Raw genomic sequence first — 18,142 nt, 5'->3', positions numbered from 1 at the left:
CTCCTTTCAGCCCTTTACCTGTCTACCGGCTCCACAACACGAACAGGATTGGGGCGTGGGCTGCCTTCAATTTTACCGGCTTCCCCCGCTTTTAACTTAAAGCTCAGGGGCAGCAGTTCAGCAAGCGTTTTTACTATATATTCACCATGGTGGTTACACATATAAACTTTGATTTCGTTTCCGAATTCAGCCAGCACCTGCCGGCAGGCGCCGCAGGGCGTGCAGTAATCCTCGCTGTCGGAAATCACCGCCAGGGCGGCAAAATGCCTTTCCCCGTTGCTTACTGCTTTAAAAAGGGCTACCCGCTCGGCGCAAACGGTTAAACCGTAGGAGGCATTTTCAATGTTACATCCGGTATACAATCTTCCTTCCGAAGTTAGTATAGCTGCCCCTACCCGGAAACCGGAATATGGGGCGTAGGCCCTTTCCCGGGAAGCCCGGGCCGTATTAATGAGCTTTTCCACAGGAAACTGCATCACCGGCAGGTCAATCAAATTAATTTACACCTCCCAAGGAACGCGCCCAGTAGCGAACGAAGGCATGCAGGTAAGGGTAAAACACCAAAAGGCCTACAACCATCGAGTTTAAGGCAGCCAGAAGTACGGCCCCGGCGGCAACATCCTTGGCTACCCTGGCCAGGGGATGGTATTTATCGGTATAGAGATTGACCACGGTCTCTACGGCAGTATTGAACATCTCAGCGATTACAACCAGGGCAATGGCAAAGAGAATAAAGACAAAATCCCTTACTCCCACCCCCAACAGCAGGGCAAGGGCCACTACCACCAGGGCGGCACCAAAGTGAAAGCGCATGTTGGGCTGTGTGCGCAGGGCATACACCAGGCCGGACAGGGCATAACCAAGGCTATTTCTGAAATTGTCCCTGGCCATCAAAACGTCACATCCTGTAACCACAAGCTATTCTAAGGGGCGGTGCTCTTAATGGCCCTCCTGCCTGCCCAAACCCAGCCGGCCGAGAACGGCCTCCTCCTTTTCCCGCATTGCCCGGCCCCCTTCCTCCGTCTGGTGATCGTATCCCAGGAGATGCAGCACACCGTGGGCCACCAGAAAAGCCACTTCCCGCTCAAAGCTGTGCCCGTACTCCTCACTTTGCCGGCGCGCCGTTTCCAGGGAAATCACCACATCCCCCAGTAAGGTTTCTTCCCCCGCGTCGGGCATCGGTTCTCCTTCCTGCAGGGCAAAGGATAGCACATCGGTAGGCCTGTCCACCCCACGGTATTCACGGTTTAACCGGTGGATATACTCGTCGTCCACAAACACCAGGCTTACTTCGGCGTCCCCGGGGCCGCCGGCTGAAGAGAGAGCTTCCCCGGCCACCTTTACCACCAGGTCAATAAGCCGCTCATCCACCGGCACTTTTTCTTGCAGGTTGTTTACGAGAACCGGCACTTTTGTTTCTTCTCCTTTCCATTTCCTTACTCAGGTCGGGATATTCGATGCGGGTGTGAAATATTCCGCCCAGTACCTGCAAAAAAGCTTCCGCAATTTTATCCAGATCCTTAAAGGTCAGGTCGCTTTCATCCAGCTGGCCGTCCATGAGCTTATCCTTGATAATTTTGCGTACCATCCCCTCAACGCGACCGGGGGTACGGTTTTGCAGGGAACGGACCGCCGCCTCCACCGAATCGGCCAGCATGACAATGGCCGCCTCTTTGGTTTGGGGCTTGGGCCCATCATAACGGTATTCGTCCTCATTAACATTTTCCGGATGGCTGTTCTCCAGGGCCTTGTGATAAAAGTAAGAACAGAGCCCGCTGCCATGGTGCTGCTCAATAATATCAATAATGGCCTGGGGCAGCTTGTACTCACGGGCCATTTCCACCCCGTCCTTGACGTGGGAGGTCAAAATCAGAGTGCTCAGGGATGGAGCAATTTTATCGTGGGGGTTCTCACCGTTCAACTGGTTTTCAATAAAGAAGTAGGGCCGTTTAATTTTGCCGATATCATGATAATATGCGCCCACACGCACCAAAAGGGTCTCCCCGCCCACGGCCTCGGCTGCGGCCTCCGCCAGGTTGGCCACAATAATGCTGTGGTGATAGGTCCCCGGTGCCTCCGTGAGCAAGCGCCGCAGCGGAGGATTGCTGGGATGGGACAGCTCCAAAAGATGGACTGCCGAGGTAATTCCAAAGGCACTTTCAAGGTAAGGAAGGGCACCAATGGTTAGAATGGAAGACAAAATACCGTTAATCAGGCCAAAACCCACGCCGGAAGTAATCACAAGGCCCCAGGGCGTGTTGCCTAAAAGGCCCATGATCAGAATCACAACGATGTTGGCGGCGCTGGTGTAAACACCGGCCCGGGCCAGATCGCCCCGCTGGCTGAGTTTACTGACGCTGTAAACTCCCACGAACCCCCCCACCAGGGCTACCAGTCCGAAACGGACCTGTCCATCAATCATCAGGGTCACCAGGAAACTCATTACCGCCACCACCAGCATGGCCAGGCGCGTGTCAAGCAAAATGGCAATAAGCATCCCGGCGGCGGCAATGGGGGTCATATAACCCACGAGGTTGCCCAGCTCGGGCCAGTAGGGAATATTGATGGCCGTAATGGCCTTGCCCACGGCCAGTACCACCACGACAACGATACCCAGCAGGTATAAGTGACCGGCATGTTCGTAAATCTCCCGGTTCTGCTGGTAGAGATAGAGCAGTACCACCACCATCAAGAGGGCCACCAGCAAAGCACTGCCCAGCAATATGCGCCAGGGGAGGCCGGTCCGGGTGAGGCCAAGGGCTTCCAGCTTGGCCAGGTGTTCCTTTGTAATCACATCCCCAACCCGGATGATGATCTCGTTTTGCCTGATGGTCACCATCTGGGGCGGCACCGTGGCCATAGCCGCCTCTTTTAAGAGGCGGGTTTTTTCCGCATTGAAGAAGCTGTTCGGCCGCAGGTAATAACGGATTAAGCCCTGGGCCAGTTCCTGGTAGGGTTTGCTTAAACCCCAGCGGGCCACCTGGTCGGCCAGACTTGTCTTTTTGACCTCCAACTTGTCCGGCGTAATACCTTCCTCGCTATCCAGAGCCTGGGCCACCAGGCCGTTTACACTCCGTTCCACCTGCTCCAGGGTGCGGGGAGCGGGCCTGGAAAGGGCCACCAGGGTTTCCCGGGACAAAGTAAAGGGCAGCACTCCCCGCAGGCGGGTTACGCGGGCTTCCTCATCGGCCCTGGTATCCGCCTGCACCTCGCGGATCCCCTGAATGGCGGTGGAAATATCCCGCTGGACCGCCGCACTTACCAGGGGATCCCGGTCGTACTGGTCACGCACTGCCGCGGCTGCCTGGCGGCGCATTTCCTCGGTTTTGGCCTTATCTTCAAAAATAATACTGCGGGGGGCAGTAATCTGTATCGGGGAAACCTGTCCCTCCCGCAAATTAACCCGTTGGGGAACAAATTCAATGGAAATGAGAATGGTAATGAGCAAAAAAAAGATGACCGCGGCTGCGCTCCGGCGCACCCTGCGCCGTCCCATTAACGGAACCAGCCGGTAAACAACCTGTTTTTTAATTGTGGCCAGAGGGAGCATCAAATTCACTCCTCTTGCGCCACCAACCTATGACCCTTCCTCGTAGGCCCTGATGATTTCCTGAACCAGCGGGTGACGGACTATATCCTCCCCCGTCAGGTAACAAAAGGCAATACCGTTTACCCGGGCCAAAACCCTCTGGGCATGGACCAGGCCGGAAACCTGCCCCTTGGGCAGGTCGATCTGGGTAATGTCTCCGGTAATTACGGCCTTGGAACCAAAACCCAGGCGGGTCAAAAACATTTTCATCTGCTGGTCGGTGGTGTTTTGCGCCTCGTCAAGAATGATAAAGGCGTCATCCAGTGTCCTCCCCCGCATGTAAGCCAGGGGAGCAATTTCAATAACATGCCTTTCCAGGTATTTTTGGGTATTTTCCACACCAAGTACATCGTAAAGGCTGTCGTAAAGAGGACGCAGGTAAGGATCTACTTTTTCCTGCAGGTCCCCCGGCAGAAAACCGAGCTTTTCCCCGGCTTCCACAGCCGGCCTGGTTAGTACCAAACGGTTGACTTCCTTGTTGCGCAACGCGCGAATGGCCATTACCACGGCCAGGTAGGTCTTCCCCGTTCCCGCGGGGCCGATGGCAAAAACAATGTCGTGCTTGCGAATGGCTTCGATGTACTGTTTCTGTCCCAGCGTCTTGGGCTTAACCTGTTTCCCCCGGGCGGTAACCAGGGTCACCTCCCGCGCCAGGTGGGACAGGGCTTCCTGCATACCCGCCCGCACGGCCTTAATGGCGTAGTTAATTTCGTGTAAAGTTAAACGGTTACCCGCCCGGTAAAAGTCCTGTAACTGATTGAAAACCTCCCGGGCCTGGGCAACCTGTTCGGGCGGGCCGATAATAATCACTTCCTCGCCCCGGGTTACTACCCTTATGCCCAGGGCCCGTTCCATTAAAGCCAGATGTTCATCGTGACGCCCGAAAATCTCAGCCGCTGTGGCAATGTTGTCCAGGATCACCCTGGCTTCAGTGTGTTCGCCCAACTTATCCCTCCAACTCCCTCTTGTTTCTATAGCTAGAAAAGACCTGTTATGGCTGGGAAGGGGGTGAAGCCGCCGGTGCCTGATTTTGAGACTCTTCCCCCGGGGTAAAGGGTTGTTCGGTACCGATTTCCTCAAGGCTCTCCACAAAGGCTTTGACCCGCACCAGGCTCTCCGGCTCTTTCACCACCAGCTCATCCAGTTGCTTGTGGACTATCCTGGCTCCTCGAGGCAACTGCTTTTGTATTGCCTGTAACGCCCTTTCCCCGGCCAGGCGGCGGGCTTCGGCCCGGTCCCTGACCAACCGGTAGCTTTCCACTTCACGGTTTTTACTGATAACAAGTTCGACAGGCAACTGTAGATTCCTCCATGGAGGAGGCTTTTTCACACTGGTCTCGGTTTGATAATGCAAAAAGGGTATTTTCTGGGGACCTGCTAAAATTATTTCCCTGCTTTTGATTTTCATACAAACCCTGGTAACCTGGCGACCGGTAAAGCGTTCTCCGTTTTCAACCAGAGGAGCTTCACCGTAACCTTCATACCATACCCGGGCCCTGACGATGCCCGCAGCGTGAACGTACGTGGGCCGGCGAGGGACGGGTTGTTCCCTTTGTGTTTCGGGCACTGGCGGTTGTTCGGGCCCGGGTTCTTCAGGGGGAGGGATAATCCCGGAAATCAAAATTTGACCGGGAACTACCGTATCCCCTTCCTTCACCGCCGCATGGCCGTTAAACACCAGGACCTCTTTAATTAAGCCCGCCTTAATAGCTGTAATATGGGCGGGAGATTGATTTTTCTCCTCGGGAAATGTTTTTTCCACCACTTCAATGGTCACCCTTGTCCCCCTGACATATACGCCGGCCCAGGAAATGGTGGGCAACTTTGTCTTCAAGGCCCTCTCCACCGCGGGGCAATCTAAACGCCATTTGGGCACTCCCCGGTTCAGGCCGGCCGCGGAAGCTACGGATAAGATATCTTTCGTGGGTACCCTGCGATTACCGGTAACCTCGATAGTCCACACAAAGGAGCTTAACAAATACAGTCCAAGGACAAACAGTACGGCGCCAAAAGCCAGTGCCTTGCGCCGGGCCAGGCGCATCCAGAAGAAAGGCAAGCCTACCCGCCGGGTGATGTAAAAGTGGCAGCGGGTGCGCCGCGCTATATGCCTTAAAGGCCGTACGGCATTCAAGCGCACATTGGCCCTCATGATCTGCTCACCGGGCCGGGCAATATCCCAGAGGAAAATACCCCGGGCGGCAGCCATATTAATAAATTTTTCCGGTGCTTCCCCACGAATGGCTATGGTAACATAACCGATAATGAAGTTCATTAATCGAAAAAGAAACATGGCTTGGCCTCCTTATTTTCCTGGGCCATGGGTACGATTTTTACACTGGCCTGTTCCTGTCTTGAAAATAGCACTTGCCTGCCGTTTGCACGCGCTCGCTCCGTTCACCTCGCAGGCCAAACTATCGCTCGACCTCGGGCTCCGGCGGGGTCCCCGGCCCATTCGGCATCCGTGCCTCAGGGGCCGGCTTCGGGCATCCTTGCCCTCAGCCCCGCCTCCGCCCTCGGTCTCGCCAAGTTTGCCCAGCACTCAACAGGCTTTGAATGATGACCGACTAAACACAATCACTTTCGAGTCTGTTGAGTGCTGGGTCAATGTCGCTCGCTTCGTGCATAACGGCGGCCATTTTCATCCTTTGTTGGTGGTGTTAAAAGCGTCATGGGTGTCTATTTAAACGTAATGGTCTTAATCATCCCTTCCACGCAAATCTCGTCGGGGAGAATGTTGCGCAGGATCAATTTCTCTCCGGTAATTTCCAGCTCCCCCTCTTCAATACCAACGCGCACAATTTGGGGGGTATATTCTAAAATGCCACGGTGGTTCTCAATAAAGGCCTGCAGATTTCCCATGAGCACAACGCGGGGAAGGTTCAGCATTACATCGTTGGGGATCTCCAGAAATTCCGATAACCGCTTTTTCCATTCCCGCCAGGCCATCTTCCAATCCCTCCCTGCCAAAATATATGCGCCCGCCACGGGCAAGATAACTTAAGGGCTGAAAAGCCCCGGCGGGTAGCCTACAGGTTATAAAGATCTTCTCTGTGCCACAACCTGCCCATAAAATCTTCTTATCGGGTAAATAAAGGAACCTATCTATTAAAGAACGAAAAAATGATATGCTATCTTGTAAGAAAGGCCGGGGACAAGGAAACTACAAAAGTTAGGGGTGAGTAAATATGGCTGAAAAGATTCGCTTGACCACCCTGGCCAAAGCTGCCGGGTGAGCGGCAAAGGTGGGACCGGCCACCCTGTCGCAGGTACTGCGGCAGTTACCACGCCTTAACAACCCCCATTTGCTGGTTGGGCTGGAAACAACCGACGATGCGGCGGTATACCAGCTCACGGACGACATGGCCATCATTGAGACGGTGGATTTTTTTACCCCGGTGGTGGATGATCCCTACCTCTTTGGCCAGGTGGCCGCAGCCAATGCCTTGAGCGACATTTATGCCATGGGCGGGCGGCCCCTTCTCGCCTTGAATATCGCCTGTTTCCCCACCTGTCTGCCACCGGAAATCCTGGCCGAGATTCTCAAAGGAGGCGCAGATAAGGTAAAGGAAGCCGGAGCCATCATCGCCGGGGGACACACGGTCCAGGATGATGAACCCAAGTACGGGCTGGCCGTCACCGGTTTAGTGCATCCCCAAAGGGTATTGACCAATGCCGGTGCCTTGCCCCAGGATGTTCTGATCCTTACCAAACCCCTGGGTACGGGTATCATCGCCACGGCTGTGAAAGCGGAGCTTGCTCCCCCTGAAGCGCAGGAAGCCGCCCTGGCCAGCATGGTTGCCTTAAACAGGGAAGCAGCCTCGTCCATGCTTTCCGTGGGAGCACATGCCTGTACCGACATCACGGGGTTCGGGTTGCTGGGGCATGCCGCAGAAATGGCCGAAGCCAGCGGGGTAAGCATGGTTTTTGAGTATGACCGGCTGCCTCTTTTACCTAAAACAGTCGAACTGGCCTCCATGGGCCTGATTCCCGGTGGGGCCTATCAGAACCGGGATCACCTGGGTGAAGCGGTTGTATTTGCTAAAAGCCTCTCCCCCGCCCAGCAGGCAACCCTGTTTGATCCCCAAACTTCCGGGGGGTTGCTCATTGCCACCCCACCGGAACGGGCGGACCGCCTCCTGCATGAGCTTCATGCAAACGGGGTAACGGCGGCCCGGGCCATTGGCCGGGTGGTGGAAAGGCAGAACTGGCTAATCCGGGTGGAATAATAAACAAGAGGTGAATGTTATGGTGAAAAAAGAAGTGGACTGCCGTGGGCTGGCCTGCCCCCAGCCGGTGATCAATACCAAGAAAGCACTGGAAGAAATCCCTGCCGGTGAAGTAATCGTCACCGTAGACAACCCGGTGGCCCGGGAAAACGTAACCATGTTTGCCGCCAGCGCCGGCTATCCCGTACAGGTTGCCGAAAAGGAAGGCAACTTTGTAATCACCATAACCAAAGGGGAATCGCCGGAAAAAGCTCCGGACAAGCTCATGGAACCCGTAGCACAAAGCACCGGGGAAACCCGGCCCCTGATCTATTTCTTCACTTCCAACCTGCTGGGGCAGGGCGCTCCCGAACTGGGGGTGACATTGTTGAAAAGTTTATGCGCCACCCTGGCCGAAACCGACCCGCCCCCGGATAAGCTCATTTTTCTAAATACGGGGGTATTCCTGACCTGCACCAGCTCCCCGGTCCTGCAACATTTAAAAAAGATGGCCGAAAAGGGCACGGACATCATCTCCTGCGGCACCTGCCTGGAGTACTACAAGCTAAAGGACAAGCTCCAGGTGGGCCGGGTAAGCAACATGTACGAGATTAACGAAGCCCTGCGCGGTCCTGGAAAGGTGATCACCGTACCGTAAGCGGACGCCATATGGCAGATATTCAGTAAAGGCCGCGTGACGTTTTTAGCACCACCAACGGAAGATGAAAACGGCCGCCGTTTTGCACGAAGCGAGCGACCTTGACCCAGCACTCAACAGACTCGAAAGTGATTGTGTTTAGTCGGTCATCATTCGAAGCCTGTTGAGTGCTGGGCAAACTTAGCGAGACCGAGGGTGGAGGCGGGGCCGAGGGCATGGATGCCCGAGGCCTACAGACCTGCTTGACACCAGCACTCGCCTCTTGATATATTTCTTTATAGGATACCCCAGTAGGGTAGGATGGTGAGTGATTGGGATTGTCCTATGTGGAAAGAAATAAGGAAGACCTCTTAAGCCGCCTCAAAAAAATTGAGGGGCAGATTCGCGGTATTCAAAAGATGATTGAGGAAGACCGCTACTGTGTGGATATCCTCCTGCAGATCAGTGCCACCCGGGCAGCACTGCAAAAGGTCGCCCTCTCCCTTTTGCGGAGTCATACGCGGGGTTGCGTGGCCCGGGCCATCCGCCAGAACCGGGGTGACGAGGCCATCGATGAGCTGATGCAGGTATTGGATCAATTTACCAGATAACCGGCGTCCAGCGCCGGGCAGGAAAGGAGGGTGATTCCCGTGCTCAGAAAACACTACATGCTTCGCCCCGTGGCCCACTGCAAAGAAGGCTGCTGAATACAGTCCCGGGCATGACGGTAAACTGCCCGCGGTAAAAACCCGCCGGCTATACTGCCTGCGGGTTTTTCATTTGTATTTGCCCTGACGGTGGGAAATTCTAAAATCAATGATATTGACTTTTCTAACCGGACATGGTTATGATGAAAGAAGATAAATACCCTACAGGGGTACCGTAGAAGAAAACGGTTTGGGCTGCCAGTCCCGGTATAAGGAGGCAATCAAATGAAACAAACCAGCATCCCCGTAGAAGGCATGACCTGCGCCGCCTGCGTGGCCCGGGTGGAACGGGCCTTAAAAAACACACCAGGGGTAACTGACGCGGTGGTCAACCTGGTCACCGGAAAGGCCAGTGTAGAATATGACCCGGAAAAGGTATCCGTGGAACAGCTGGTCAATACCATCCGGGAACTGGGCTACCAGGTACCTACCGGGGAAATTCACCTGACCGTAAGGGGCATGAGCTGCGCGGCCTGTGTAGCCCGGGTAGAACGGGCACTTTCTGAGCTGCCCGGAGTATTGAATGTAGCCGTAAGCCTTCCCGCGGAAGCCGCCCGGGTAACCTTTTATCCGGGTACGGTAACACCGACCCAAATTAAAGAAGCAATTGCCGGTCTGGGCTACGAGGTGGCCGAAAAGGCCACGGGACAGGAAGCCCTGGACCGGGAGAGGCAGGCCCGCCGGCAGGAAATCCACCGCCAGGCCCGGAACATGTGGGTTGCCTGGCCCCTATCCATCCTGGTAATGCTGGGCATGTTCCGGGACGTGTGGATCTTCCCCCGTTTTGTACCCGAGTTTATGGGCAATACCCTCTTCTTGTGGGCGCTGACCACCCCGGTGGTCTTCATCGCCGGCTGGCAGTTCTTCGTGCACAGCTTCAACGGCTTAAAGAAGGGCGCCACCGATATGAACCTTCTCTATGCCACGGGAATAGGGGCCGCATACATCATTGCCACCATCAATACCCTCTGGCCCGGGGCCGGTTTTGGGGGCAAAGGGGCCACCTTTTTTGAATCGGCCGCCCTGTTAACCGCCTTTATCGTCCTGGGCCGCTACCTGGAAGCCCTCACCCGGGGGCGTGTCTCCGAAGCCATTCGTAAGCTGCTCAACCTGCAGCCCAAAACCGCCCGGGTGATCCGGGAAGGCCGGGAGATGGAAATTGCCGCCCTTGATGTGGTACCCGGCGATGTGGTTGTGGTGCGTCCCGGGGAAAGCATCCCGGTGGACGGAAGGGTAATTGAAGGGCATTCGGCGGTGGATGAGTCCATGATCACCGGGGAAAGTATCCCGGTGGAGAAAAAGCCGGGTGACGAAGTAATTGGAGCCACCATCAACAAAACCGGAACCTTTAAATTTGAGGCCACCAGGGTTGGGCGGGATACGGCCCTGGCCCAGATCATCCGCCTGGTGGAAGATGCCCAGGCCACCAAGGCACCGGTGCAAAGGCTGGCCGACTTCGTGGCCGGGCACTTCATTGCCGGGGTCCACGTGCTGGCGCTGGCCGTTTTCCTCTTCTGGTTTTTCTACGGTTACCATGCCTTTTTCCGGCCGGACAGCCACTTCATCCTCTCACCTTACAGTCTGGCCCAGGTGGGGGTCTTTGGCTTCGCCCTGCTTTTAAGCGTGACCACCCTGGTCATTTCCTGCCCCTGCGCCCTGGGACTGGCCACCCCCAGCGCCATGATGGCCGGGACGGGAAAGGGGGCGGAAAACGGCATTCTCTTCAAGGGAGCCGATGCCGTGGAAGCCACCGCCACCTTGCAGGCGGTGTTGTTTGATAAAACGGGCACCATTACCCGGGGTGAACCTTCCCTTACCGGCGTCATCCCCGCCCCCGGCTTTACGCGGGAGGAACTGCTCAGCCTGGCTGCTGCGGCGGAAAAAAATTCCGAGCACCCCCTGGGTGAAGCCATTGTCCGGGGAGCGGAAAAGGCCGGCGTAGCCGTAGAAGAAGCGGAGGAATTCGAGGCCATCCCCGGCCATGGCATCAAGGCCCGCTACCAGGGCCGCACGATATTGCTGGGCAACCGCCGGCTGATGGAAAGGGAAGGAGTGTCCTTTGAAGCCCTGCTGCCCTTTGTGGAATCCCTGGAGCAGGATGGCAAAACGGCCATGCTTTTAGCGATGGACGGGCAGGCAGCCGGGGTAATCGCAGTGGCCGATACGATAAAGGAAAACGTCCCCCAGGCCATTGCCCGGTTGAAAAAAATGGGCATGCAGGTCATCATGATCACGGGGGATAACCGCCGCACTGCCGAAGCCATAGCCCGCCAGGCGGGTATTGAAAAAGTGCTGGCGGAAGTGCTGCCCCAGGACAAGGCCGAAGAGGTGCGCAAGCTGCAGGCCCGCGGCCTGCGGGTGGCCATGGTGGGAGACGGTATCAACGACGCCCCGGCCCTGGCGGCTGCCGACGTAGGCATGGCCATTGGCACGGGCACAGACATCGCCAAGGAAACGGGCGAGGTAATCCTGATCAAGGCCGACCTGCGGGACGTGGTTTCGGCCATAGAAATAGCCCGGGCGACGATGCGCAAAGTGCGCCAAAACCTGGTGTGGGCCTTTATTTACAACAGCCTGGGCATTCCCATTGCCGCCGGCGTGCTCTACCCCTTTACTGGCCTGATTGTAAGCCCGGAGCTGGCCGCCTTCTTTATGGCTATGAGCTCGGTATCGGTAACCCTGAACACCCTGCTCTTAAAACGTTTTGTCCCCTCCATGAAGAGGGGATAACGCATCCTTGTCGATACCGTCGCAAAACCCCGGGTGCTGTTACCGGCGCTCCGCAAAATCGTTCGCCCTGGACAACGATTGCCTTCGGAATTAACAGAGTGGTTTAACTGGACATTTACGAACTTCAGGAACCGGAAAGGAGTGGAAGTTAGATGAGTGACCCAGCCCGCAAGAGCCTCTTGATCTACACGGGCATCTCCCTGGCCGCCGCCCTTCTCTTTCTTCTGGCCACATATGCCACGGGGATTTCCTACCCGCCCGTGGCCCGCACCGGGGGCGCCGTGTGGGTCTTTATCTTGAGCATGATCATCACCATGCCCATTGTCATCTCGTACATGAACAAAAGGCACATTTGAACGGAGGAATCCGGCCATAAAGCCGACCGCCAGCGCAAGCACAGTAAAAGAAAAAATAAAAGCCAAACCGATCAACCGCATATGGGAAATTGACCTTTTCCGGGGAGTGGCCCTCCTGTTGATGGTGACCTTTCACTTACTTTACGACCTGGCAGAGTTTCACCATCTTCCCCTGGATTACCAGAAGGGATTAATTTACTATACAGGAAAAGGAGCGGCCATTCTCTTCATCCTCATTGCGGGCATAAGCTCTTTCTTCAGCACCAATAACCTGCGGCGGGGTATAAAAATCCTCCTGTGGGGGTTCATCATTTATATAGTTACCGGGGTGGCGCTCCCCGGGAGCAACATCATCTTCGGCATCCTGCAATTCCTGGGGACAAGCATGATCCTGGCCCCCCTTTTCATGGGACTGCCTTCACCGGTTCTAACGGTCCTGGGCGCCCTTATCCTGCTGGCCGGACACTATACCGGCACCCTTACCTGGCCCCACAACTGGCTGGCCTGGCTGGGCCTGGTGAGGGAGGACTTCTTTTCCGTGGACTATTACCCCCTTCTCCCCTGGTTTGGGGTGTTCCTGTGGGGCATGGCCCTGGGGCAAATGTTTTACCCCTCTAAACGAAGCCTTTTTCCCCATTCTCCCCTGCCCTTCCACCCGCTGGGCCGGTCATTACTATTCCTGGGCCGGCATTCGCTGACCATCTACCTGGTACACCAGCCGGTGATTTTATTACTCCTGTACCTGTTTTTCCTGGCTGTAAAATAGCAGAGTGATCCTGTGTCCGTATCAAGTAGTTTCTTATTGACACCTTCTGGCTGAACATGCTAATATACTTTCGTCAGATATATCCAACCAGGCGATGGAGCTCGCCTTAAATTGCCTTTTCCAGGCTAATAGCTCCTACCAGAATCCCGCGGGGTTTCCGGTAGGAGCTTTTATAATGCAATTTAGCGAGAAAAGGAGGTATTTTCTTTGAACACGTGGCTTGTGGCGGCTACCTGGATTGGGCTGGCCCTGGCCGCCGGGTTGATTTCTGTACGTACCGGTATATCTGTGGCCATGGTGGAGATCATGGTGGGGGTAATTGGTGGTAACTACCTTGGGCTGGAGGTAAATACCTGGGTTAATTTCCTGGCCGGGCTGGGTGCCATTGTCCTTACCTTTCTGGCCGGGGCCGAAGTGGATCCGGCGGTGCTGAAAAGCAAGTTCAAGGAAAGCGTTTCCCTGGGTGTGGTAGGTTTTCTTTTCCCCTTCCTGGGGGCTTTTGCCTATGCCTACTACGTGGCCGGGTGGAACCTGCAGGCGGCGCAGATTGCCGGCATCGCCCTTTCCACCACTTCCGTGGCCATAGTTTACGCGGTCATGGTGGAAACTCGCCTGAACGAAACGGAACTGGGGCAAATCATCCTGGCCGCCTGTTTTATTAACGACCTGGGCACGGTGCTGGCCCTGGGTATACTCTTTGCCAACTATGACTACTGGATGCTCATCTTTATTGCGGCCACCGCGATTGTGCTGTTCTTAATGCCCAAAATCACACCCGCCTTTCAGGAGAGATTCGGCCGCCAGGTCAGCCAGATTGAGGTAAAATACGTGCTTTTTGCCCTGCTGTTGCTGGGAGGGCTGGCCGGCAAGGCCAACAGCGAAGCGGTTTTGCCGGCCTACCTGCTGGGCCTGGCCCTGGCGGGTTTCTTTCAGAAGGAAAAAGAACTTTTGCAGCGCATCCGGGCCGCTGCCTTTGCCTTCCTCACCCCCTTTTACTTCCTGAAAGCGGGTTTGTTTGTTTCCCTGCCTGCCGTTGTGGGTTCCTTTGGATTGATCCTGATCTTGCTGATGGTAAAAATGGTAAGCAAATTTATTGGAATATGGCCTCTAACCAGGCTGTTTCGTTATAAGCACCGGGAAGGCATGTACACCACATTGCTCATGTGTACGGGCCTTACCTTTGGCACCATCTCGGCACTTTTCGGGTTGAGCCATAATTTCATCAACCAGCAACAATATACCGTCCTGGTCACGGTGGTGATAGCCAGCGGGGTAATCCCCACCATTATCGCCCAGGCCTTCTTCCGGCCCCGGGTGGAGGCGGCCGAAGCCGGCGATGTAGTTTCCATCTCCGAACGTCGCCCGGTACCGGAGGAGTGAGGACTGTTTTAAGAATCCCCCGAGACACGTTTTCTGGAAGTCCCTGCCGAAAAAGAGGAGTTACTAGCGATTAAGATTATGAAAGCAATTACCCGAAGGACGGGAGACTAACGAAAGGGTGAGATTATGTACCGCAAGATCATGGTGGCCTATGATGGTTCTCCCTACTCCAACAAGGCCCTGTCTGCAGGAATGGAGCTGGCCCGTTGCTGCGGGTGCGAGCTGCACGCGGTTGCCGTGGTAAACCTGCCCGATTATGCGGGCACCGTAGCAGAAGTAGACGACATGGTGACCAGGGCACGGGAATTTTACGAAAAGAAGCTGGGAGATGCGGTTTCCCGAGCAGCCGGCAAAAACGTAAAGCTGACCACGCATTTGATCTTCGGCCACGTGGGAGAAACCATCGTGCGCTATGCCCGGGAGAATAATTTTGATTTGATTGTAGTGGGAACCCACGGCTGGAGCGCCATTCAAAAGCTGGTCATGGGCAGCGTCTCTTCTTATGTAATCCGTCACGCAGCTTGTGATGTACTGGTGGCAAAAGGCAGGGAAGATTAATCCAAGAAACTGCTCCATGGCGATGGAGCTCGCCTGGAACGCCTGGAAAGGCTGATGGCTCCTACCAAAATCCAGTAAGGTGATGGTAGGAGTTTTTGTTCATTTTCCGGCATACTGCTCCCTTAAACACGGAAGCAAAGAGGTGATTGGTTGATGCTGGAATATTTTCGTGAGCAAAAAACACTGCTCATCAATGCGGTCGAACAACTGATCACTCTGGCTGAAGCCGGAGAAAACCGCTTTGCGGTGGACCTGCTCACCGAAAGCCTGGCCCGGGTTGCCTCAGAGACATTCACCCTGGTAGTGATGGGTGAGTTTAAGCGGGGCAAGTCAACCCTGATCAATGCCCTTGTGGGAACGCGCATCCTGCCTACCGCCATCGTACCTCTTACAGCGATCCCCACCTTTATACGCCATGGCACGGAACCGCAGGCAACGGTCGTGTTCCTGGACGGACGAAGCGTAAAAGTACCCGTTGGAGCTATCGTGCAGTACGTAACGGAAAAAGAAAACCCCCGTAACATTAAAAAAGTGCGCGAAGTGGAGGTTATCTATCCCGCCCCTTTCCTGGCCGAAGGAATTATCCTGGTAGATACCCCGGGAGTTGGTTCGGCCTACACCCACAATACCGAAGCAGCTTACGGCTACCTGCCCCGGGCCGACGCAGCGCTTTTTGTTATTTCAGTAGATGCACCACTGGGCAAGGGAGAACTTGATTACCTGCGCGACGTCCGGCATCACGTGCATAAGCTCATATTTGTGCTCAACAAAATTGACATTGTCAGTCCGCATGACCTGGCGGAAGCTTTAGACTTCACCCGCAGGATGCTGCAGGAACAACTTCAGACTCAGGACATTTTACTGGTCCCGCTTTCAGCCCGCCTGGCCCTGGAAGGAAAAGAGCAAAATGATGCAGAACGGCTGGAAACAAGCCGGATGACGGAACTGGAGAACCTGATAAACGAGCTGATCAGGCGCCAGAAGGGAGCGCTCATTATTTCGGCCACGGCCTCGCGGGCGCTGCGCATCCTGAACGAACTGGAGCTGGGCCTGGAGCTCTGGCGGCGCGGTATGGAAGATTCCCTGGAAGAACTGGAAAGAAAGATTACCGCCTTTGAAGCAGAACTGGCCCATCTGGAGCAGGAACGGGAAGACAGCATCTACTTGCTTTACCGGGAGGTGGATAAGCTGGCCGCCAGGGTGGCGGAAGACATGGAAGCTTTTGAACGCCGCGTGTTTCCTCAACTGGCCGGACAGCTGGAGGATTTTATTGAGGAAAATTACCCCAGGCATTCGGTGAAAGAAACTGCCAGCCTGGCCCAGGATTACATCAAGAAGATCATCCTGGGTGTGCTTGAAGAACAAAGGGAACGCGAAAAAGAAATAATGCAGCAGGAATTCGCCCGGGTGGCAGGACGGTTTTTCCGGCGCATCGAAGATATAGTAGACCGTTTGATGGCTGCCTCGGCAGAAATTTTCCAGGTAGAAGTACACAAAACGGCTTATAAAGACTATATTCTGGGCGATCGCTATTTCTACTTCCACTTTTACGAACACCCCACCTTTATTCCCGCTTTTGAAGAATTGACCGTAGCATCTCTTTTACCAAAGGCATTGCTTAAGAAACACATACTTACCAAAACCCGTGCCAGTTTGGCGGAGCTTTTGAACCGCAACTGTGGGAGGGTGCGGGCCGACCTGGTGGAGAGTTTAAAGGAAAAAGTACGCCAGGTGGCAGGTGAGCTGAGGTTGCGCTCGGACGCTGTTGCCTTCAGCCTTAAAAACGCTTTGCAAAAAGCCCTTGAGGAAAAGAAAGCCAGTGTCGCCGAACAAGAAAAATCCCGTGCCAAATGCGAAGAGGAAAAGCAGAAGTTCTTTATTTTAAGGCAAAACCTGGAAAGCCTTTTGAAACTGGAAAATGCTTGAAGAAGGCCCGGTTAGGAACGCGGGAGGTCACCGGCCCGTTTCCGGTCTGGTTGCCAGTGCAACGGCTTGTGGGCCTGGCTTCAGGTGCAGGATTCGTCAACAACCTGCTTTTGCCGGTAGAATGGAGGAATTCGCCATGGAGTCGACAGAAAGCTACGTGGAAAAACTGATCGCCTCCCTCAGACATGAAGATCCCGCCATCCGGCGAAGGGCGGCCTGGCTGCTGGGAAAATTGAAAGAAAAATCGGCTGTCTTGCCGCTCCTCCATTGCCTTATGGAAAACGGCAACGATCCTTACATTTTGGCCGATGCGGCTCTTGCCCTGGGAGAAATCGGTGATAGGCAGGCGACGGCGCATCTAATATTTTTATTACAACACAATTCGTTTCTGCCGGCCCGTCTGGCAGCCGTCGAAGCACTGGGCAGGCTGGGCGGCAACCGGGCCAGGGAGGCCCTCACCGAAGCTCTGAAGGACCAAAATCAGGTAGTGCGTATAGCCGCCGCAGAGGCGCTGCACGCCCTGGATTTTAAGGATTCGGTAAGAAGTAATGAAAAAGTGGCTCGTGACTCTCCGGAAAAGAGTCAATTCTATACGGGGAGGTTAGAATGATGAACCGGGGAGACTACACTTACGACATACGTATGTTCAAAGATATCTTTGAATATGAATTTACCTACCTGAACGGCTTTCGCGGTGGTAAAAATCTACCCTGACCGCCGGGCCGAATCGGATGACTACGTTGCCAAGGACAACAGGGAGATCGGTGAAATCATAGTAAAGGCGCCGGCCAAAACCACATATAGTTATGTGAATAACCCGGCGGAAAGCGAACGGGTTTTTTACAAGGGCTGGATTTACATCGGTGATCCAGGCACCTGGGATGAAAATGAATACATCACCGTGGTGGGAAGAAAAGACGATATGATCATCTCGGCGGGTGAGAACATTTACCCGGATCAGGTAGAGGAAGTGATTAACGAACATCCCAAAGTAAAGGAATCGGTGGTGATCGGAGTTCCCGATGAAATCCGCGGGGAAGCCGTCGTAGCCTATGTCATCAAAGCGGACCCCTCCCTCACTGCCAGAGAACTGGACGAGCACTGCCGTAATCATCCCATGCTGGCCATGTACAAAAAACCTCGTTATTACAGATTTGTGGAGGAGATACCCTACACAGCCACGGGGAAAAAGATACGTTACAAAGTAAAAGAGCAGGCGATCAGGGATCAACAGGCGGGTCTGCTGGAACGGGCCTGACCGGCGGCGGATGGGGGGTAGAACTCAACT

At 54.9% G+C, this 18,142-nt stretch carries 18 protein-coding genes and 2 riboswitches; of the genes, 11 read left to right on the top strand and 7 right to left on the bottom strand.

The features are described from left to right. Nucleotides 1–14: 14 nt before the first annotated feature. From cdd to yqfC, 7 genes are all read right to left on the bottom strand, one after another. Entirely contained in the window at nucleotides 15–494 is a 480-nt protein-coding gene (gene cdd, locus J2Z49_RS07815) for a cytidine deaminase (RefSeq protein WP_307401698.1), read from the bottom strand. A 1-nt stretch (nucleotide 495) separates the two neighbouring features. Then, entirely contained in the window at nucleotides 496–891 is a 396-nt protein-coding gene (locus tag J2Z49_RS07810; protein WP_307401756.1) for a diacylglycerol kinase family protein, read from the bottom strand. A 48-nt stretch (nucleotides 892–939) separates the two neighbouring features. Continuing rightward, nucleotides 940–1,410: an rRNA maturation RNase YbeY gene (ybeY, locus tag J2Z49_RS07805; RefSeq protein WP_307401695.1), complete on the bottom strand. Its 471-nt coding sequence runs from the start codon at nucleotides 1,408–1,410 to the stop codon at nucleotides 940–942. Continuing rightward, nucleotides 1,364–3,550 carry an HD family phosphohydrolase gene (locus J2Z49_RS07800; protein ID WP_307401691.1) on the bottom strand — a complete coding sequence of 729 codons (2,187 nt, stop codon included), beginning with the start codon at nucleotides 3,548–3,550 and terminating at the stop codon, nucleotides 1,364–1,366. The genes ybeY and J2Z49_RS07800 overlap by 47 nt, the downstream gene beginning before the upstream one ends. A gap of 27 nt (nucleotides 3,551–3,577) precedes the next feature. Continuing rightward, the gene (locus J2Z49_RS07795; protein WP_307401688.1) at nucleotides 3,578–4,534 is read right to left on the bottom strand and encodes a PhoH family protein; all 957 of its coding nucleotides are present in this window, start codon (nucleotides 4,532–4,534) and stop codon (nucleotides 3,578–3,580) included. Between the two features lie 46 nt (nucleotides 4,535–4,580). Beyond that, the gene (gene yqfD, locus J2Z49_RS07790) at nucleotides 4,581–5,879 is read right to left on the bottom strand and encodes a sporulation protein YqfD (RefSeq protein WP_307401685.1); all 1,299 of its coding nucleotides are present in this window, start codon (nucleotides 5,877–5,879) and stop codon (nucleotides 4,581–4,583) included. Nucleotides 5,880–6,265: 386 nt separating this feature from the next. Beyond that, complete coding sequence (gene yqfC, locus J2Z49_RS07785; RefSeq protein WP_013823673.1) at nucleotides 6,266–6,535, bottom strand: sporulation protein YqfC; 270 nt, start codon at nucleotides 6,533–6,535, stop codon at nucleotides 6,266–6,268. A 239-nt stretch (nucleotides 6,536–6,774) separates the two neighbouring features. Here yqfC and selD point away from each other — a divergent pair, with 239 nt between their 5' ends. The 11 genes from selD (at nucleotide 6,775) to J2Z49_RS07730 (ending at nucleotide 18,112) form a co-directional block, all read left to right on the top strand. After that, nucleotides 6,775–7,815 (top strand): selenide, water dikinase SelD, encoded by a 1,041-nt coding sequence (gene selD / locus J2Z49_RS07780; RefSeq protein ID WP_307401682.1) that lies wholly within the window; start codon nucleotides 6,775–6,777, stop codon nucleotides 7,813–7,815. Between the two features lie 19 nt (nucleotides 7,816–7,834). After that, nucleotides 7,835–8,452, top strand: coding sequence for a sulfurtransferase-like selenium metabolism protein YedF (gene yedF, locus J2Z49_RS07775; RefSeq protein WP_307401679.1), 618 nt, complete (start codon nucleotides 7,835–7,837; stop codon nucleotides 8,450–8,452). 317 nt (nucleotides 8,453–8,769) lie between these two features. Next, a complete protein-coding gene (locus J2Z49_RS07770; protein WP_307401753.1) occupies nucleotides 8,770–9,042 on the top strand; it encodes a metal-sensitive transcriptional regulator in 273 nt (90 codons plus the stop codon). 321 nt (nucleotides 9,043–9,363) lie between these two features. After that, a complete protein-coding gene (locus tag J2Z49_RS07765) occupies nucleotides 9,364–11,868 on the top strand; it encodes a heavy metal translocating P-type ATPase (RefSeq protein WP_307401676.1) in 2,505 nt (834 codons plus the stop codon). A gap of 152 nt (nucleotides 11,869–12,020) precedes the next feature. Then, complete coding sequence (locus J2Z49_RS07760) at nucleotides 12,021–12,224, top strand: hypothetical protein (RefSeq protein WP_307401673.1); 204 nt, start codon at nucleotides 12,021–12,023, stop codon at nucleotides 12,222–12,224. Between the two features lie 16 nt (nucleotides 12,225–12,240). Further along, complete coding sequence (locus J2Z49_RS07755) at nucleotides 12,241–12,990, top strand: heparan-alpha-glucosaminide N-acetyltransferase (RefSeq protein WP_307401752.1); 750 nt, start codon at nucleotides 12,241–12,243, stop codon at nucleotides 12,988–12,990. 81 nt (nucleotides 12,991–13,071) lie between these two features. Next, nucleotides 13,072–13,135, top strand: a riboswitch (Fluoride riboswitch). Between the two features lie 62 nt (nucleotides 13,136–13,197). Then, on the top strand, nucleotides 13,198–14,370 hold the full coding sequence (locus tag J2Z49_RS07750; RefSeq protein WP_307401670.1) for a cation:proton antiporter: 1,173 nt from the start codon (nucleotides 13,198–13,200) through the stop codon (nucleotides 14,368–14,370). A 126-nt stretch (nucleotides 14,371–14,496) separates the two neighbouring features. Continuing rightward, the gene (locus J2Z49_RS07745; protein ID WP_121450671.1) at nucleotides 14,497–14,928 is read left to right on the top strand and encodes a universal stress protein; all 432 of its coding nucleotides are present in this window, start codon (nucleotides 14,497–14,499) and stop codon (nucleotides 14,926–14,928) included. 9 nt (nucleotides 14,929–14,937) lie between these two features. After that, nucleotides 14,938–14,999: riboswitch (Fluoride riboswitch) on the top strand. Nucleotides 15,000–15,081: 82 nt separating this feature from the next. Beyond that, nucleotides 15,082–16,854, top strand: a complete 1,773-nt coding sequence (locus J2Z49_RS07740; protein WP_307401665.1) for a dynamin family protein — start codon at nucleotides 15,082–15,084, stop codon at nucleotides 16,852–16,854. Nucleotides 16,855–16,990: 136 nt separating this feature from the next. Continuing rightward, a complete protein-coding gene (locus J2Z49_RS07735; protein WP_307401663.1) occupies nucleotides 16,991–17,464 on the top strand; it encodes a HEAT repeat domain-containing protein in 474 nt (157 codons plus the stop codon). An 84-nt stretch (nucleotides 17,465–17,548) separates the two neighbouring features. Then, a complete protein-coding gene (locus tag J2Z49_RS07730; RefSeq protein WP_307401661.1) occupies nucleotides 17,549–18,112 on the top strand; it encodes a class I adenylate-forming enzyme family protein in 564 nt (187 codons plus the stop codon). Nucleotides 18,113–18,142: the final 30 nt, after the last annotated feature.

The organism is Desulfofundulus luciae, from assembly GCF_030813795.1.
In the GTDB taxonomy this organism is placed as follows: Bacteria; Bacillota; Desulfotomaculia; order Desulfotomaculales; family Desulfovirgulaceae; genus Desulfofundulus; species Desulfofundulus luciae.
This window is presented reverse-complemented; position numbering and strand designations above follow the sequence as displayed.

Excerpts from the sequence above, each read along its gene's own strand:
- J2Z49_RS07810 (WP_307401756.1), bottom strand. The coding sequence starts at position 891 with ATGGCCAGGGACAATTTCAGAAATAGCCTTGGTTATGCCCTGTCCGGC.
- J2Z49_RS07800 (WP_307401691.1), bottom strand. The coding sequence starts at position 3,550 with ATGCTCCCTCTGGCCACAATTAAAAAACAGGTTGTTTACCGGCTGGTT.
- yqfD (WP_307401685.1), bottom strand. The coding sequence starts at position 5,879 with ATGTTTCTTTTTCGATTAATGAACTTCATTATCGGTTATGTTACCATA.
- yqfC (WP_013823673.1), bottom strand. The coding sequence starts at position 6,535 with ATGGCCTGGCGGGAATGGAAAAAGCGGTTATCGGAATTTCTGGAGATC.
- yedF (WP_307401679.1), top strand. The coding sequence starts at position 7,835 with ATGGTGAAAAAAGAAGTGGACTGCCGTGGGCTGGCCTGCCCCCAGCCG.
- J2Z49_RS07765 (WP_307401676.1), top strand. The coding sequence starts at position 9,364 with ATGAAACAAACCAGCATCCCCGTAGAAGGCATGACCTGCGCCGCCTGC.
- J2Z49_RS07760 (WP_307401673.1), top strand. The coding sequence starts at position 12,021 with ATGAGTGACCCAGCCCGCAAGAGCCTCTTGATCTACACGGGCATCTCC.
- J2Z49_RS07745 (WP_121450671.1), top strand. The coding sequence starts at position 14,497 with ATGTACCGCAAGATCATGGTGGCCTATGATGGTTCTCCCTACTCCAAC.
- J2Z49_RS07740 (WP_307401665.1), top strand. The coding sequence starts at position 15,082 with ATGCTGGAATATTTTCGTGAGCAAAAAACACTGCTCATCAATGCGGTC.
- J2Z49_RS07735 (WP_307401663.1), top strand. The coding sequence starts at position 16,991 with ATGGAGTCGACAGAAAGCTACGTGGAAAAACTGATCGCCTCCCTCAGA.